Below are 16,398 nucleotides of genomic sequence, written 5' to 3' on the forward strand. Positions count from 1 at the left end.
GCGGCCTTTTGGGAGAGACAATCATGAAACTGAAAACTGCACTCTTGAGTGCCACGATTCTGGCTGCCTGCATGTTCGGTTCGGCCCAGGCCGCCGGTCTCGTTGTCGGCTTTTCGCAGATCGGCTCGGAATCGGGCTGGCGCGCTGCCGAAACGACCGTGACCAAGCAGCAGGCCGAGAAGCGCGGCATCGATCTCAAGTTCTCCGATGCTCAGCAGAAGCAGGAAAACCAGATCAAGGCGATCCGCTCCTTCATCGCCCAGGGCGTCAATGCCATCCTGCTCGCACCTGTTGTCGAAACCGGCTGGGATGCCGTCCTGAAGGAAGCCAAGGAAGCCGATATCCCGGTCATCCTGCTCGACCGCACGATCAAGGCGCCGGAGGATCTCTATCTCACAGCCGTGACCTCGGATCAGGTCCATGAAGGCAAGGTTGCCGGCGACTGGCTGGTCAAGACCGTGGGCGACAAGAAGTGCAACATCGTTGAGCTTCAGGGCACGACCGGTTCCTCGCCGGCGATCGCCCGCAAGAAGGGCTTCGAAGAAGCCATCAAGGGTCATGACAACCTGAAGATCGTCCGCAGCCAGACCGGCGACTTCACCCGCGCCAAGGGCAAGGAAGTCATGGAAAGCTTCCTGAAGGCGGAGAACGGCGGCAAGGATATCTGCGCCCTCTACGCCCATAACGACGACATGGCCGTCGGCGCCATCCAGGCGATCAAGGAAGCCGGCCTGAAGCCGGGCAAGGACATCCTGACGATCTCGATCGACTCCGTTCCGGATCTCTTCAAGGCGATGGCTGACGGCGAGGCGAACGCCACGGTCGAGCTGACGCCGAACATGGCGGGTCCGGCCTTCGATGCGCTCGATGCGTATCTGAAGGACAAGAAGGCACCGCCGAAGTGGATCCAGACGGAATCCAAGCTCTACACGCAGGCCGACGATCCGATGAAGGTCTACGAGGAGAAGAAGGGGCAGGGCTACTGATTTGACGCTGGAACCGCACCGGCCCATCATGGACCGGTGCGGGACTGCCTCTGCGTGCGGGACGTCATGTCCCGCATTTGCAACGGCATGACGGGGTGCATATCAGGAAACGGCCGGACCATGATTCACGATTTCGAGAACGTCCTCGTCGCATCAGGCATATCGAAATTCTTCCCCGGCGCAGTCGCGCTGGACAAGGTGGATTTCACCCTGCGCAAGGGCGAAGTGCATGCGCTGCTCGGCGAAAACGGAGCAGGCAAATCGACACTCATCAAATGCATGACGGGCGCCTATCGCCGTGACGGCGGCGGTCTGACGCTCGATGGCGGTGACATCGATCCGAACGATACGCTCGCCGCCCAGCGGCTTGGCATCGGCACCGTCTACCAGGAGGTCAACCTCCTTCCCAATCTCAGCGTTGCCGAGAACCTGTTCCTCGGCCGCCAGCCGCGGCGCTTCGGCATGGTCGACATCCGCACCATGAACCGGCAGGCACGCGAGCTGCTCGCTCAATATGGGCTGACGATAGACGTGACCGCACAGCTCGACCGCTTCTCGGTCGCCGTGCAGCAGGTCATCGCCATCGCCCGCGCCGTCGATCTCTCCGGCAAGGTCCTGATCCTCGACGAGCCCACCGCCAGCCTCGATACGCAGGAAGTGGCGATGCTCTTCGGCATCATCAGAAACTTGAAGGAGAGGGGGCTAGGTATTGTTTTCATTACGCACTTCCTTGAGCAGGTCTATGAGATCAGCGACCGCATAACGGTGCTTCGCAATGGCCGCCTTGTCGGCACGCGCGATACCGCCGAGCTGCCGCGCCAGGGCCTGATCGCCATGATGCTCGGCCGCGAACTCGCCCATGCCGAGGAAGCGGCCAAGGAACGCAGCACTGAGGCCGGCGCGGTGAAGTATCGCTTCGAAGGCTATGGCAAGCGCGGCAAGGTGAAGCCCTTCGATCTCGACGTCCGCGTCGGCGAAGTCGTCGGCGTCGCCGGCCTCCTTGGTTCCGGACGCACGGAGACGGCCGAACTGCTCTTCGGCATCGAGAATGCCGATAGCGGCAAGGCGGAGATCGATGGCAAGCCCGCTGCGCTCAACAGCCCGCGGGCGGCGATCCGGCAGGGCTTCGGCTTCTGCCCGGAGGACCGCAAGACGGATGGCATCATCGGCGATCTCTCAATCCGCGAGAATATCGCCCTGGCCCTGCAGGCCCGCCGCGGCTGGGCAAGGCCGCTCTCCCGCAGCGAACAGAACGCCCTGGCCGACCAGTACATCAAGGCGCTGGATATCCGCACCACTGACCGCGAGAAGCCGATCCGGCTCTTATCGGGCGGCAATCAGCAGAAGGCCATCCTGGCCCGCTGGCTCGCCACCAATCCAGACTTCCTGATCCTCGACGAACCGACCCGCGGCATCGATGTCGGGGCGCATGCCGAGATCATTCGGCTGATCGAGGAGCTCTGTGCCAAGGGCATGTCGCTGGTGGTGATTTCGTCGGAATTAGAAGAGCTTGTCGCCTATAGTTCACGTGTCATCGTACTTCGTGACCGCGAGCATATCGCTGAGCTTTCAGGCAATAGCATTACCGCCTCGGGCATCGTCGATGCCATCGCCGCGGCCGAGAAGAAGACGGAGGATGCATGAGTTCCTCACTTAAGGCGCTCGCCATCCGCCTGGCGCCGCAATTGATTGCGCTTGTTGTCATTCTTTCCTTGAATTTCATCATGTTCCCGCAATTCTTTAATGTCGTTGTTCAAAATGACCGGCTCTACGGCAGTCTCATCGACGTGCTGAACCGCGGCGCGCCCGTGGCGCTGCTGGCGATCGGCATGACGCTCGTCATCGCCACGAAGGGCATCGACCTCTCGGTCGGCGCCGTCATCGCTATCTGCGGCGCGGTCGCGGCCTCGTCGATCGTTTCGGGCAATTCGCTGGCCTATACGCTCGTCGTCACGCTTGCGGTCGGTTTGCTCTGTGGTGTCTGGAACGGCTTCCTCGTCGCCATCCTCAACATCCAGCCGATCATCGCCACGCTGGTGCTGATGGTCGCGGGCCGCGGCATCGCGCAGCTGATCACCGAGGGCGTGATCATGACCTTCAACGATCCAGGCCTGATCTTCTTCGGCAGCGGCTCCTTCGCCTATCTGCCGATGCCGGTCGTCATCTGGCTGCTCGTCGGCGCGATCGTCATCCTGCTGGTGCGCCGAACCGCGCTCGGCATGCTGGTCGAGGCCGTCGGCATCAACAGACGCGCCAGCACGCTCTCGGGGGTTCGTACCCCTGTTCTGTTGATGGCCGTCTATATGCTGAGCGCGCTCTGCGCCGCCATCGCCGGCATCATCGTCGCCGCCGACATCAAGGGCGCCGATGCCAACAATGCCGGTCTGTGGCTGGAACTCGACGCCATCCTGGCGGTGGTCGTCGGCGGCAATTCGCTGCTTGGCGGCCGCTTCAGCATCCTGGGGTCGTTGATCGGCGCGATGATCATTCAGGCGGTCAATACAGGCATCCTGCTCTCCGGCTTTCCGCCGGAGTTCAACCTGATCATCAAGGCGATCATCATCCTCGTCATTCTCATCATCCAGTCGCCGGCGCTGCAATCGGCAGCCGCCTTCTTCAGCCGCAAGCCGGCGGAGAGTGCGGGCGTGCGCGTGGAGCAGCCGAAATGAATTCCCGTTACCTGCCTCTGCTCGCCACGATCGTCATCTTCATCCTGTCCTATGCGGCCTGCGCGCTGCAATATCCGAACATGCTGTCGACCCGCGTCGCCGGTAATCTTCTGACAGACAACGCCTTCCTCGGCATTGCCGCCGTCGGCATGACTTTCGTCATCATCTCGGGCGGCATCGATCTGTCGATCGGGTCCGTGATCGCCTTCACCGGCGTCTTCCTCGCCGTCGTCCTGCGTGACACGACCGTTCATCCGCTCGTTGCCTTCGCCATGGTGCTCGTCATCACCACCGCCTTCGGCGGCCTGATGGGCGCGGTCATCCATTACCTGAAGATGCCGCCCTTCATCGTCACGCTCGCCGGCATGTTCCTGGCGCGCGGCATGTCCTATGTGCTGTCGATCGACAGCATCCCGATCGAGCATGATTATTACACGACATTGACCGGCATCTATTACCGCTTGCCGGGCGGCGGGCGCCTGACGCTGATCGGCGCCATCATGCTGATCGTCTTTGCGGCTGGCATCTTCCTCGCCCACCGCACCCGCTTCGGTACCAACGTCTACGCGCTCGGCGGCGGGGTTCAAACGGCAGAGTTGATGGGCGTTCCGGTGGCCAAGACCACCATCCAGATCTACGCGCTTTCGGGCTTTTTGGCGGGCCTATCCGGAATCGTTTTTTCTCTCTATACGTCGGCCGGTTATTCCCTTGCAGCGGTGGGCGTCGAGCTCGACGCCATCGCAGCGGTCGTCATCGGAGGGACGCTGCTGACTGGGGGTGCAGGATTCGTAGCGGGAACCTTTATCGGTCTCCTGATACAGGGGCTCATTCAGACATACATCACCTTCGACGGAACCCTGTCGAGCTGGTGGACGAAGATCTTGATCGGGCTTCTGCTCTTCGCATTCATCTTGATGCAGAAGGCCATTCTGTTCCTTTCCAGCCTGAACAAGAGGTATGCCTGACGGAGGACGTGTTGCTTGCGCAGCAGAATGCTTGATACCCGCAAGGCGGGACGGAAAACGCGGACGAGCCACGCGCAGGTCGTGGACGAGCTTGGCAGGGCCATGGTCGCCGGAACATATCCGGTCGGCTCCATTCTGCCCGGCGACGCGGAGCTCGCCCAGCGGTTCAAGGTATCGCGCACCGTTCTTCGCGAAACGATGAAGACGCTGGCCGCCAAGGGCATGGTCGTCGCCAAGGCCCGCGTCGGTACGCGTGTGACGGAGAAGAACCTCTGGAACATGTTCGACAGCGAGATCATCGCCTGGCATTTCGACAATGGCGTCACCGAAGAGTTCCTTCTGCAGCTCTACGATATCCGCCTGGCCTTCGAGCCCTTTGCCGCAGGCCTGGTGGCCGAGCGCGCCACCGGCGACGATATCGCCCACCTGCGTGAACTGGCGCTTGTCATGGCCGAGCCCGGACACACGACCGAAAGCCTGGCGCTCGCCGACCTTCGCTTTCACCTGGCCGTCTCCGATGCCTCGCACAATCCGTTCATGCGCACGCTCGGCAGCCTGATCGAGGCCGCACTCGTCGGCATGTTCCGCATCAGTACGCCGCCATCTCAGAACGGCTTTTCCAATATTGCCGACACCCATATGCGCATCGTCGATATGATCGCCGCCGGTGATGTCGCCGCGACCCGCAAGGCGATGGAGGACGTGATCATCGACGGGCGCGATCACGTCCATGAAGCTTTCCTGACGATCAGCCGCGTCTCGGCCTAGCGGCGTAAGCCGATTTTTCATCTTTGTCGCCGCTTCGCCTTGCTGCTATGTCACAGCAAAGCGTCGAATAATGGATTCCCGGAGCCTGCACATGGAACGCACCTGCCTTGCCGTCATTCTCGCCGCCGGCGACAGCACCCGCATGAAGTCTTCGAAGTCGAAGGTTCTGCATCCGGTCGCCAACCGGCCGATGATCGCGCATGTAGTCGATGCGGTCTCGAAGGCAGGCATTTCCTCGGTTGCGCTCGTCGTCGGCCGTGATGCCGATGAGGTTGCGAAGGCGGCCGCGATTGGTGGCGTTGCTGTCGAGACGCATCTGCAGAAGGAGCGGCTTGGCACCGGCCATGCGGTGCTCGCCGCCCGCGAGGCGATCGCCCGCGGCTATGACGACATCCTGGTTACCTATGGTGACGTACCGCTGCAGACCGACGGACCGCTGAAGGCGGCCCGCCAGGGGTTGGCCGACGGCAGCGACATCGTCGTCATCGGCTTCCATACCGAAAAGCCGACCGGCTACGGCCGTCTGCTCGTCAAGGACGGCGAGCTGATCGCCATCCGCGAGGAGAACGATGCGACGGATGCCGAGCGCGCCGTCAAATGGTGCAACAGCGGACTGATGGCGATCAACGGCCGCAAGGCGCTCGATCTGCTTGCCCGCATCGGCAACAGCAATGCCAAGGGCGAATATTATCTGACCGATCTCGTCGAGATCGCCCGCTCGCTCGGTGGGCGTGTCACGGCGGTCGATGCTCCGGAAGTCGAGATGACCGGCTGCAACAATCGCGCCGAACTCGCCAATATCGAGCGCCTCTGGCAGGAGCGCCGCCGCCACGAGCTGATGATCTCTGGCGTTTCGATGGTCGCGCCGGAAACCGTGTTCCTGTCGCATGACACCGTCATCGGCCAGGATGCGCTGATTGAGCCGAATGTCGTCTTCGGCCCCGGCGTGACGATCGACGGCGGCGCCGTCATCCATGCCTTCTCGCATATCGAGGGCGCCCATGTCAGCGCCGGCGCCACCGTCGGCCCGTTCGCCCGCCTGCGCCCCGGCGCCGATCTCGGCGAGGGATCGAAGGTCGGCAATTTCTGCGAGGTGAAGAACGGCAAGATCGCGGAGGGCGCCAAGGTCAACCATCTGACCTATATCGGCGACGCCGTGGTCGGTGCGCACACCAATATCGGGGCAGGGACGATCACCTGCAATTACGACGGGGTGAACAAGCACGAGACCAGAATCGGTGCCAACGCCTTCATTGGGTCGAACAGCTCGCTGGTCGCACCTGTCCAGATTGGGGATGGCGCATACATTGCGTCCGGCAGCGTCATCACCGATGATGTTCCCGGCGATGCCCTCGCATTCGGCCGCGCCCGTCAGGAAATAAAGCCTGAGCGCGCCAAGCTGCTGCGCGAGCGCGCCCTGGCAATCAAGGCTCAGAAGAAGGCCAAGGGCTGAGTTACGGCCCGAAATCCAAAGTGACCGCCTGACCGATTGAGAAATAAGAATAAATTGCTAGGAGTGGCGTCACTATTTCGAAGCGGTTGGGGATTATTTCATGTGTGGTATCGTTGGGATCGTCGGTAGCAAGCCGGTTGCCGGGCGTTTGGTCGATGCGCTGAAGCGCCTGGAATACCGGGGTTACGATTCCGCCGGTGTCGCGACAGTCCATGACGGCCTCATGGATCGCCGCCGCGCCGAGGGGAAGCTCTTCAATCTGGAAAAGCGCCTTGATTCGGAGCCGCTGCCGGGCACGACCGGTATCGCCCACACCCGCTGGGCAACGCATGGCGTTCCGAACGAAACCAACGCCCACCCGCATTTCGTCGAAGGCGTCGCCGTCGTCCACAACGGCATCATCGAAAACTTCTCGGAAATCCGCGATCACTTGACCGCCGAAGGCTCGGTCTTCGAGAGCCAGACCGATACCGAAGTCATCGCCCACCTGATGGCGAAGTATCTGCGCGAAGGTCTGCAGCCGCAGGCGGCGATGCTGAAGATGCTGAACCGCGTCACCGGCGCCTATGCGCTGGCGGTGATGCTGAAGGATCATCCGGGCACGATCATGGCCGCGCGCTCCGGCCCGCCTCTCGCCATCGGCTACGGCAAACACGAGATGTTCCTCGGCTCGGATGCCATTGCGCTCTCGCCCTTCACCAACGAAATCACCTATCTCGTCGATGGCGACTGCGCGATCATCACCCGCGAAGGCGCGACGATCGTCGATTTCAACGGCAATGTCGTGAAGCGCCAGAAGCAGATTTCCCAGGCGACGGCCTATGTCGTCGACAAGGGCAATCACCGCCACTTCATGGAAAAGGAAATCTACGAGCAGCCGGAGGTCATCTCCCACGCGCTCAGCCACTATGTGAACTTCGCCGAGAACACCATCGGCGCCAATGCCGCCGGGATCGATTTCAAGTCGGTCAGCAGCCTGGCGATCTCCGCCTGCGGCACGGCCTATCTTGCCGGTCTCGTCGGCAAGTACTGGTTCGAGCGTTATGCGCGCCTGCCTGTCGAGATCGACGTCGCCTCCGAGTTCCGCTACCGCGAAATGCCGCTGCAGCCAACGCAGGCCGCGCTCTTCATCTCTCAATCAGGCGAAACCGCCGACACGCTCGCCTCGCTGCGCTACTGCAAGGACAATGGCCTGAAGATCGGCGCAGTCGTCAATGTGCGCGAGTCGACCATCGCCCGCGAATCCGATGCCGTTTTCCCGATCATGGCCGGTCCCGAGATCGGCGTTGCTTCCACCAAGGCCTTCACCTGCCAGCTCGCCGTGCTCGCCTCGCTGGCGCTCGGCGCCGCCAAGGCCCGCGGCGTGCTGAGCGCCAAGGATGAGAAGGTTCTGGTCAAGCATCTCTCGGAAATGCCGCGCATCATGAGCCGCGTGCTGAACCTCATCCAGCCGCAGATGGAAAGCCTGTCGCGCGAGCTGTCCAAGTGCCGCGATGTCCTCTATCTCGGCCGCGGCACCAGTTTCCCGCTCGCCATGGAAGGCGCGCTGAAGCTCAAGGAAATCTCCTATATCCACGCCGAAGGCTATGCTGCCGGTGAGCTCAAGCACGGCCCGATCGCGCTGATCGACGAGAACATGCCGGTCATCGTCATCGCGCCCTATGACCGCTTCTTCGAAAAGACCGTCTCCAACATGCAGGAAGTCGCGGCCCGTGGCGGCCGCATCATCTTCATCACCGATGAAGCGGGTGCGGGCGCCTCCAAGCTGCCGACCATGGCGACGATCACGCTGCCGAATGTCGATGAAATCATCGCCCCGATGATCTTCTCGCTGCCGATCCAGCTGCTCGCCTATCACACGGCCGTCTTCATGGGCACGGACGTCGACCAGCCGCGCAATCTCGCCAAGTCGGTCACGGTGGAGTGAAGCCTGAAATCCCCGGACGAGGCTTGTCCGGGGAACCGAATTCTGGCAGCTTCGTTACGAAGGTACGGGGGAGCGCCTGATCACGAAAGCTGATAGACTCAAGGGAGTTCATCGCGAGCGATGACCAACAAGCTTCCCCGCCTGCCGATTGCCACGCGCATCAGAAACAACTTCCTTGCGGGCCTCATCATCTGCGCCCCGATCGCCATTACGCTCTGGCTGACATGGTCCGTCGTGCGCTGGGCCGATAGCTGGGTGAAGCCCTATATCCCTGCGCGCTACGATCCCGACAGTTACCTGAATTTCGCCGTGCCCGGCTCCGGCCTGCTGATCGCGATGATCTTCATCACCATCATTGGCTTCCTCGGCAAGAACCTTATCGGTCAGACGATAGTGCAGTTCAGCGAGTCGCTGGTGCGCAGGGTTCCGCTGGTGCGCAGCATCTACAAGAGCCTGAAGCAGATCTTCGAGACGGTGCTCAAGGAGCGCAGCGATTCCTTCAAGAAGGTCGGTCTGATCGAATATCCGAGCGCCGGCCTTTGGTCGCTGGTCTTCATCGCCACGGACGCCAAGGGCGAGATCGCCTCGAAGTTCAATGCGATGGGCAAGGACATGGTCAGCGTTTTCCTGCCGCCGACGCCGGTGCCGACGGCAGGCTTCCTGATTTTCGTGCCGCGCGAAAAGATCGTCGTGCTGGATATGACCGCAGAGGATGGCGCCAAGCTTCTGGTTTCAGGCGGTCTCGTCACTCCGGAATATCTGCCGCTCGTGCCGGGCGCCGAACCTGCGCCGCTGAAGCCGAAGGCCTCAGCCCGCATGAAGAAAGCGGATCGCCTCATCGCGCCGGAATAGGTAGAGCAGGGTGCGCACCGCTTGTCCGCGCTCGCTCGTCAGATCGGGATCGCGCTCGATCAGATAGGCGGCATCCTTGCGGGCGATCTCTAGGAGATCGGCATGATCCTCAAGGCTGGCGATCCTGAAACCTGGCGTGCCCGATTGGCGGGTGCCCAGAAGCTCGCCTTCGCCGCGCAGCTTCAGGTCCTCTTCCGCAATCCGGAAACCGTCTTCGGTCTCGCGCATGATCGATAGCCGCGCATGACCGGTTTCGCCGAGTGGTCCCTTGTAGAGCAGGATGCAGGTCGAGGCCTCGTCGCCACGGCCGACGCGGCCGCGGAGCTGATGGAGCTGCGCCAGGCCGAAACGCTCCGCATGCTCGATCACCATGATCGTCGCGTCCGGTACGTCGACACCGACTTCGACCACGGTCGTCGCGACCAGCAACCGGATCTCGCCGTTCTTGAAGGCGAGCATCACTGCGTCTTTCTCCGGTCCGCTCATGCGGCCGTGGATCAGGCCTATGCCGGGCCCGAGCGCGGAGGTCAGCGTGGCGTGGCGCTCCTCCGCCGACATCAGGTCGCTCTCTTCGGACTCTTCGACCAGCGGGCAGATCCAATAGGCCTTCTTGCCTTCGGCAAGCGCGCCCTTCAGCCGCTGGACGATCTCGCCGGTGCGCTCGTTCGGGATGGTGATCGTCTGGATCGGCTTGCGCCCTGCGGGCTTTTCGGTGAGCTTGGAGACGTCCATGTCGCCGAAAGCGGCGAGAACCAGCGTGCGCGGGATCGGTGTCGCGGTCATGACCAGCATATGCGGCGAGATGCCCTTCGCTGTCAGCCGCAGGCGCTGGTGAACGCCGAAGCGATGCTGCTCGTCGACGACCGCGATCATCAGGTTCTTGTAGCTGACGCTGTCCTGAAAGAGGGCGTGCGTGCCGATGATGATCTGTGCCTGGCCCGAGGCGATGCGTTCGAGGATATCCTCGCGCTCCCGGCCCTTGGTCCGCCCGGTCAGCACCTCGATCCCCAACCCGGCGGATGCCGCGAATTTCGAGATCGTCGCATAGTGCTGGCGCGCCAGAATTTCGGTCGGCGCCATCAGCACCGCCTGGCCGCCGCTCTCGATGACCGCAGCCATGGTCATCAGCGCCACCAGCGTCTTGCCGGAGCCGACATCGCCCTGCAGGAGCCGTAGCATCCGATCTTCGCCCGCCATGTCGGCAAGCGCCTCGCGGATCGCTTCCGTCTGGCTGTTGGTTGGCGAAAAGGGAAGGGATTGCAATATTTTGGAGCTGATTTCTCCAGTAGCATGTACGGGCTGACCAGCGACCTTGCGCAGCCTCTGACGCACAAGGCTGAGCGACAGTTGACCGGCCAGAAACTCATCATAGGCAAGGCGGCGGCGCGCCGGCGTCTGCGGATCGATATCTTCAGGGTCGCGCGGCTCGTGCAGCATCATGAAGCTGTCGCGGATCGACGGCAGGCCTTGCTTCTGGACCACCGGGAAGTCGATCCACTCAGGCAGCTCGGGCATCCGCGGCAGTGCCGCGTCGATGATCTTGCGCAGCGTCTTCGGCGAGAGGCCGGCCGTCAACGGATAGATCGGCTCCACCAGCGGCAGGTTCTCCGCCTCGCTGGCCTTCACGATGTAATCGGGATGCACCATCGTCGCACGGCCGTTGAACCAGTCGACCTTGCCACTGACGGTGACTTCCTCGTCGAGCGGCAGCTGCTTTTCCAGCCAGGCCGCCTGGCCGCGGAAGAACACGAGGCTGAGCTCGCCGGTCTCGTCATGCAGGAAGACGCGGTAGGGAATGTTGCTCTTGCCGCGGGGCGGCGCCTGATGCCGGTCGACGCGTGCGGTGATCGTCACGATCGCGCCCTGCGGCGCCCGCGCGATCCCCGGCTGGTTGCGGCGGTCCACTAACGAATGAGGCGCGTGAAAGAGGAGGTCTATGATGCGGGTGTCGTCGGGCGTCTCGCGGTCGAGCAGCTTGACGAGCAACTCCGCGATCTTCGGGCCGACGCCTGCGAGGGCCGAAACGGGGGAAAACAGCGGATCGAGAATGGTCGGGCGCATGGCCGCAAAATGCGATGAAGAATGGGGCCTTGGCAAGGCTGACAAGCCGCTTTCCAGGGTCTATAGAGGCGCATCAACAGGAAGGTATTGCCATGACAGGTGTAACGCTCTCGAGTGCCGGGCTGGACCCGCGCCGCCGCCGGATCTTGTTCCGTTGCTGGCACCGGGGCCTGCGCGAGATGGATCTGGTTTTCGGCCAGTTTGCCGAATCCGAGCTTCCGACTCTTTCAGACGCCGAACTCGACGAGCTCGAAACCATCATGAACGAAGAGGACAACGATCTTCTGCGCTGGGTGATGGGAACATGGCCGGTGCCGGAGCGTTTTCAGACGCCGATGTTCGAACGGATCGTGTCTTTCAGGCCAGACTTTCCCTATCCGGCCGATGATCTTCCCAGGAAACCGGAATGATTTCAGGATTTGATGCAAAGAAGCTCGCAGCCGCTTCCGAGCCGCTGACGATCGGCAACGTGCCCGCGGGCATGGAGCCGCTGCTGCTCGCCGAACTGGCGCGCGCTGGAAAGCCGGTCGCCTATATTCTCTCCGACGGCCAGCGCATGGCCGACCTAGAGCAGATGCTTACTTTCGTTGCACCCGAAATCCCGGTCCTGACGCTGCCCGCCTGGGACTGTCTGCCCTATGACCGCGTCTCGCCGAGCGCCGATACCTCGGCACGCCGTCTGGCGGCGCTGAGCGGCCTGATCGCCCACCATAAGAAACCGCATGCGGCGATCGTTCTCGTGACCGTCAATGCCATGCTGCAGAAAGTGGCGCCGCAGGAGGTCATCGAAAGTCTGGCCTTCTCCGCCCGCCCGGGCAATCAGGTGCGCATGGACGACATTGCCAGCCGCCTGGAGCGCAACGGCTTCGACCGCGTCGCAACGGTGCGCGAAGTCGGTGAATATGCCGTGCGCGGCGGCATTCTCGATGTTTTTGTGCCGGGCTCGGAGGAGCCGGTGCGCCTCGATTTCTTCGGCGACACGCTGGAAAGCATCCGCAGCTTCGATCCGGCCAGCCAGCGGACTACGGGGCAGGTCCGCTCGCTCGATCTGAACCCGATGAGCGAAGTGACGCTGACGCCGGATACGATCAGCCGCTTCCGCAAGAACTATCTCTCGGCCTTCGGCGCGGCGACCCGCGACGATGCGCTCTATCTCGCCGTTTCCGAGGGCCGCCGCTATGCCGGCATGGAACACTGGCTGCCACTCTTCTACGAGCGGCTGGAAACGGTCTTCGACTATCTCAAGGGCTTCCAGCTTGTCACCGATCACACGGTCCGCGAAGCCGCCGAGGAGCGCTCCAAGCTGGTCCTCGACTATTATGACGCTCGCCTGAGCTCCGGCCAGCCCACCAAGGGCCAGATGGCGCAGGGCACGCCCTACAAGCCGGTGACACCGGGCCAGCTCTATCTCGACAGCAAGACCTTCGCCAGTACGCTGGATGCCTTCAACGCCATCCGCATGACGCCGTTCAACGAGCACGAGGGCGAGGCGCGCCGCGTCGTCAATATCGATGCCCGCCAGGGCGAGCGCTGGGCGCGGTCGAATGCCGAAGGCGGCGGCAATGCCGAGCGCGTCAACGTCTTCGACGCCGTCGTCAAGTTCATCGCCGACAAGCGGGCAGGCGGCTCCAAGGTGCTGATCACCGCTTGGACCGAAGGCTCGCTCGACCGCCTGCTGCAGGTCTTGAACGAACACGGCCTCGAGCGCGTCAAGCCGATCGAGGCTCTGAAGGACGTCGTGTCGCTCGCAAAGGGCGAGGCGGCATCGGCCGTCTTCAGCCTCGAATCCGGTTTCGAAACCGGCGACCTCATCGTCATCGGCGAGCAGGATATCCTCGGCGACCGCATGGTGCGCCGCTCGAAGCGGCGCAAGCGCGCCGCCGACTTCATCTCGGAAGTGGCAGGCCTCGACGAGGGTTCGATCGTCGTTCACGCCGAACACGGTATCGGCCGCTTCATCGGTCTCAGAACGATCGAGGCGGCGGGCGCCCCGCATGCCTGTCTCGAACTGCAATATGCCGACGAGGCCAAGCTCTTCCTGCCGGTCGAAAACATCGATCTGCTCTCGCGCTATGGCGGCGAGGGCACCGAGGCCATGCTCGACAAGCTGGGCGGCGGCGCATGGCAGATGCGCAAGGCCAAGCTCAAGAAGCGTCTGCTCGACATGGCCGATGCGCTGATCCGCATCGCCGCCGAGCGCCTGACGCGTCACGCGCCAGTGCTGACGACGCCTGAAGGCCTCTACGATGAATTCGCCGCCCGCTTCCCCTATGACGAGACCGAGGATCAGGATACGGCCATCGAGGCTGTCCGCGGCGATCTGGCCGCCGGCCGTCCGATGGATCGCCTCGTTTGCGGCGACGTCGGCTTCGGCAAGACCGAGGTGGCGCTCCGCGCAGCCTTCGTTGCGGCCATGAACGGTGTCCAGGTTGCCGTCGTCGTTCCGACGACCCTCTTGTCACGCCAGCATTTCAAGACTTTTTCCGAGCGTTTCCGCGGCCTGCCGGTACGCGTCCAGCAGGCCTCGCGTCTCGTCGGCTCCAAGGATCTGGCGCTGACCAAGAAGGAAGTCGCCGACGGCAAGACCGACATCGTTGTCGGCACGCATGCGCTGCTCGGCGCTGGCATCAATTTCGCCAATCTCGGCCTGCTGATCATCGACGAAGAGCAGCATTTCGGCGTCAAGCACAAGGAACGCCTGAAGGAGCTGAAGAGCGACGTCCACGTCCTGACGCTCTCGGCAACGCCGATCCCGCGCACGCTGCAGCTGGCGATGACCGGTGTGCGCGAGCTGTCGCTGATCACCACGCCGCCCGTTGACCGCATGGCGGTGCGCACCTTCATCTCGCCCTTCGACAGCCTGGTCATCCGCGAGACGCTGATGCGCGAGCATTATCGCGGCGGCCAGAGCTTCTATGTCTGCCCGCGTCTCGCCGATCTCGAAGACGTTCACGCCTTCCTGCAGTCCGACGTGCCTGAGCTGAAGGTCGCGGTCGCCCACGGCCAGATGCCGGCGGGCGAGCTCGAAGACATCATGAACGCCTTCTATGAAGGCCGCTACGATGTGCTGCTCTCGACGACCATCGTCGAATCCGGTCTGGACGTGCCGACCGCCAACACCCTGATCGTCCACCGCGCTGATATGTTCGGTCTCGCCCAGCTCTACCAGCTGCGCGGCCGCGTCGGCCGTTCGAAGGTGCGCGCCTTCGCGCTCTTCACGCTGCCGGTCAACAAGGTACTGACGGCAACCGCCGAGCGCCGCCTGAAAGTGCTGCAGTCGCTGGATACGCTGGGCGCCGGCTTCCAGCTCGCCAGCCACGACCTCGACATCCGAGGCGCCGGCAATCTTCTCGGCGAGGAACAGTCAGGCCATATCAAGGAAGTTGGTTTCGAGCTCTATCAGCAGATGCTTGAGGAAGCCGTTGCCGAAGTGAAGGGCGTCGACGAGATCGCCGATACCGGCTGGTCGCCGCAGATTTCTGTCGGCACGCCGGTGATGATCCCCGACAATTACGTGCCGGACCTGCACCTGCGCATGGCGCTCTACCGCCGCCTCGGCGAAATCACCGAGCTGAAGGAGATCGACGGTTTCGGCGCCGAGATGATCGACCGCTTCGGCCCGATGCCGATCGAGGTTCAGCATCTGCTGAAGATCGTCTACGTGAAATCGCTCTGCCGCATCGCCAATGTCGAGAAGCTGGACGCCGGCCCGAAGGGCATCGTCGTGCAGTTCCGGAACAAGGAGTTCCCGAACCCGGCAAATCTCGTCGGCTATATCGGCAAGCAGGGCTCGATGGCGAAGATCCGCCCCGATCACAGCCTGTTCCTGACCCGCGATCTCCCCACGCCGGAAAAACGGCTGCAGGGCGCAGCCGTTATCATGACGCAATTGGCGGAACTGGCGAAGGGTTGATGTCGACCTCAGAAGCTAAGCCGATATTATTGACGCGATTAGCTTCGATCGTTGTCTCTGCCCTCTGCTATTTGACGCTATGCGACGCCACCATCGCAGCAGATGGTTTCACGATGTCTACGCGCGGCGGGCCTGTCGTTGTCGAGGGGAGGAAAGAAACGGGCACACCTAGGCCGGCTGTCGTCGTATTGAGCGGTAGCGCCGGTTTTCGGTCCCCGGCCTACGACGAGATCGCCGAAGCTCTTCAGTCGGCGGGCCTCGACGTCTATTTAGTTCATATACTTTCGCCGACCGATCTGAAGCGCATCGCCGATGCTGGCGGCGCGAAGGAGAGGCTCGCCTACTACGCGACTCGTGAGACCGATTGGATCGCGGCGGTGAAAGATGTTGTCGCCTATCTTCGCACGACGCCAGGCCCTGCCAGGAAGGTCGGAGCACTCGGCATTTCTCTAGGGGCGCAAATCGCCGCTGCAGCGACGGTCAATAACGCCAACGTGGCAGCATTGGTGCTTGTCGATGGCGGCTTGCCTAACGGCTATTCGGAGATAGTGAGGTCGCTGCCGCCACTACTTTTGATCTGGGGACGAGCAGACCAGACCTTCCCGCTATCAACCGGACGGAAGCTACAAAAATTGGCAGATGATCTCGGCGGGCCCGCAGATCTCGATATCTACGAAGGCCCGCATGACTTCTTCCTGAAGTCGAAGACGCAAGAGAGCAGAGCAGCCCACGACAGTGCGGTTAAATTCCTTCGCTCACAATTGTCGAAGTAGTTAGCCGTTTGAATCAAGCGCGAGCTGTCGC

12 protein-coding genes are annotated in these 16,398 nt (G+C 62.5%); 11 read left to right on the forward strand and 1 reads right to left on the reverse strand.

What is annotated here, in order from left to right:
- Positions 1 to 23 precede the first annotated feature (23 nt).
- The 8 genes from ytfQ to ACEN84_RS18440 all read left to right on the forward strand — a co-directional run bounded on the left by ytfQ (position 24) and on the right by ACEN84_RS18440 (position 9,620).
- On the forward strand, positions 24 to 986 hold the full coding sequence (gene ytfQ / locus ACEN84_RS18405; protein ID WP_112711845.1) for a galactofuranose ABC transporter, galactofuranose-binding protein YtfQ: 963 nt from the start codon (positions 24 to 26) through the stop codon (positions 984 to 986).
- A gap of 120 nt (positions 987 to 1,106) precedes the next feature.
- Positions 1,107 to 2,630, forward strand: a complete 1,524-nt coding sequence (ytfR, locus tag ACEN84_RS18410; protein WP_413709472.1) for a galactofuranose ABC transporter, ATP-binding protein YtfR — start codon at positions 1,107 to 1,109, stop codon at positions 2,628 to 2,630.
- The gene (locus ACEN84_RS18415) at positions 2,627 to 3,655 is read left to right on the forward strand and encodes an ABC transporter permease (protein WP_112711849.1); all 1,029 of its coding nucleotides are present in this window, start codon (positions 2,627 to 2,629) and stop codon (positions 3,653 to 3,655) included. The genes ytfR and ACEN84_RS18415 overlap by 4 nt, the downstream gene beginning before the upstream one ends.
- On the forward strand, positions 3,652 to 4,620 hold the full coding sequence (gene yjfF / locus ACEN84_RS18420; protein WP_130278347.1) for a galactofuranose ABC transporter, permease protein YjfF: 969 nt from the start codon (positions 3,652 to 3,654) through the stop codon (positions 4,618 to 4,620). The genes ACEN84_RS18415 and yjfF overlap by 4 nt, the downstream gene beginning before the upstream one ends.
- Before the next feature lie 27 nt (positions 4,621 to 4,647).
- Positions 4,648 to 5,388 (forward strand): FadR/GntR family transcriptional regulator, encoded by a 741-nt coding sequence (locus ACEN84_RS18425; RefSeq protein WP_413711327.1) that lies wholly within the window; start codon positions 4,648 to 4,650, stop codon positions 5,386 to 5,388.
- Between the two features lie 91 nt (positions 5,389 to 5,479).
- Positions 5,480 to 6,841: a bifunctional UDP-N-acetylglucosamine diphosphorylase/glucosamine-1-phosphate N-acetyltransferase GlmU gene (gene glmU, locus ACEN84_RS18430; protein WP_413709473.1), complete on the forward strand. Its 1,362-nt coding sequence runs from the start codon at positions 5,480 to 5,482 to the stop codon at positions 6,839 to 6,841.
- Between the two features lie 100 nt (positions 6,842 to 6,941).
- Complete coding sequence (gene glmS / locus ACEN84_RS18435) at positions 6,942 to 8,768, forward strand: glutamine--fructose-6-phosphate transaminase (isomerizing) (protein ID WP_413709474.1); 1,827 nt, start codon at positions 6,942 to 6,944, stop codon at positions 8,766 to 8,768.
- Positions 8,769 to 8,888: 120 nt separating this feature from the next.
- Positions 8,889 to 9,620 (forward strand): DUF502 domain-containing protein, encoded by a 732-nt coding sequence (locus ACEN84_RS18440; RefSeq protein ID WP_413709475.1) that lies wholly within the window; start codon positions 8,889 to 8,891, stop codon positions 9,618 to 9,620.
- On the opposite strand, the gene recG is transcribed toward ACEN84_RS18440, so the two are convergent.
- The gene (recG, locus tag ACEN84_RS18445; RefSeq protein ID WP_413709476.1) at positions 9,576 to 11,681 is read right to left on the reverse strand and encodes an ATP-dependent DNA helicase RecG; all 2,106 of its coding nucleotides are present in this window, start codon (positions 11,679 to 11,681) and stop codon (positions 9,576 to 9,578) included. The two genes, ACEN84_RS18440 and recG, sit on opposite strands and share 45 nt — an antisense overlap.
- A gap of 92 nt (positions 11,682 to 11,773) precedes the next feature.
- Between recG and ACEN84_RS18450 the strand changes: the two genes are divergently transcribed.
- Genes ACEN84_RS18450 through ACEN84_RS18460 form a run of 3 tightly spaced genes read left to right on the forward strand, consistent with a single transcriptional unit; the run spans position 11,774 to position 16,367 of the window.
- Positions 11,774 to 12,091 (forward strand): succinate dehydrogenase assembly factor 2, encoded by a 318-nt coding sequence (locus ACEN84_RS18450; protein ID WP_112711863.1) that lies wholly within the window; start codon positions 11,774 to 11,776, stop codon positions 12,089 to 12,091.
- Positions 12,088 to 15,594, forward strand: a complete 3,507-nt coding sequence (mfd, locus tag ACEN84_RS18455) for a transcription-repair coupling factor (protein ID WP_413709477.1) — start codon at positions 12,088 to 12,090, stop codon at positions 15,592 to 15,594. Before ACEN84_RS18450 ends, mfd begins: the two co-directional genes overlap by 4 nt.
- On the forward strand, positions 15,594 to 16,367 hold the full coding sequence (locus tag ACEN84_RS18460; protein WP_413709478.1) for a dienelactone hydrolase family protein: 774 nt from the start codon (positions 15,594 to 15,596) through the stop codon (positions 16,365 to 16,367). The genes mfd and ACEN84_RS18460 overlap by 1 nt, the downstream gene beginning before the upstream one ends.
- The last annotated feature ends 31 nt before the right edge of the window (positions 16,368 to 16,398 follow it).

The sequence above is a fragment of the Rhizobium sp. Rhizsp82 genome (assembly GCF_047325115.1).
GTDB lineage: Bacteria > Pseudomonadota > Alphaproteobacteria > Rhizobiales > Rhizobiaceae > Rhizobium.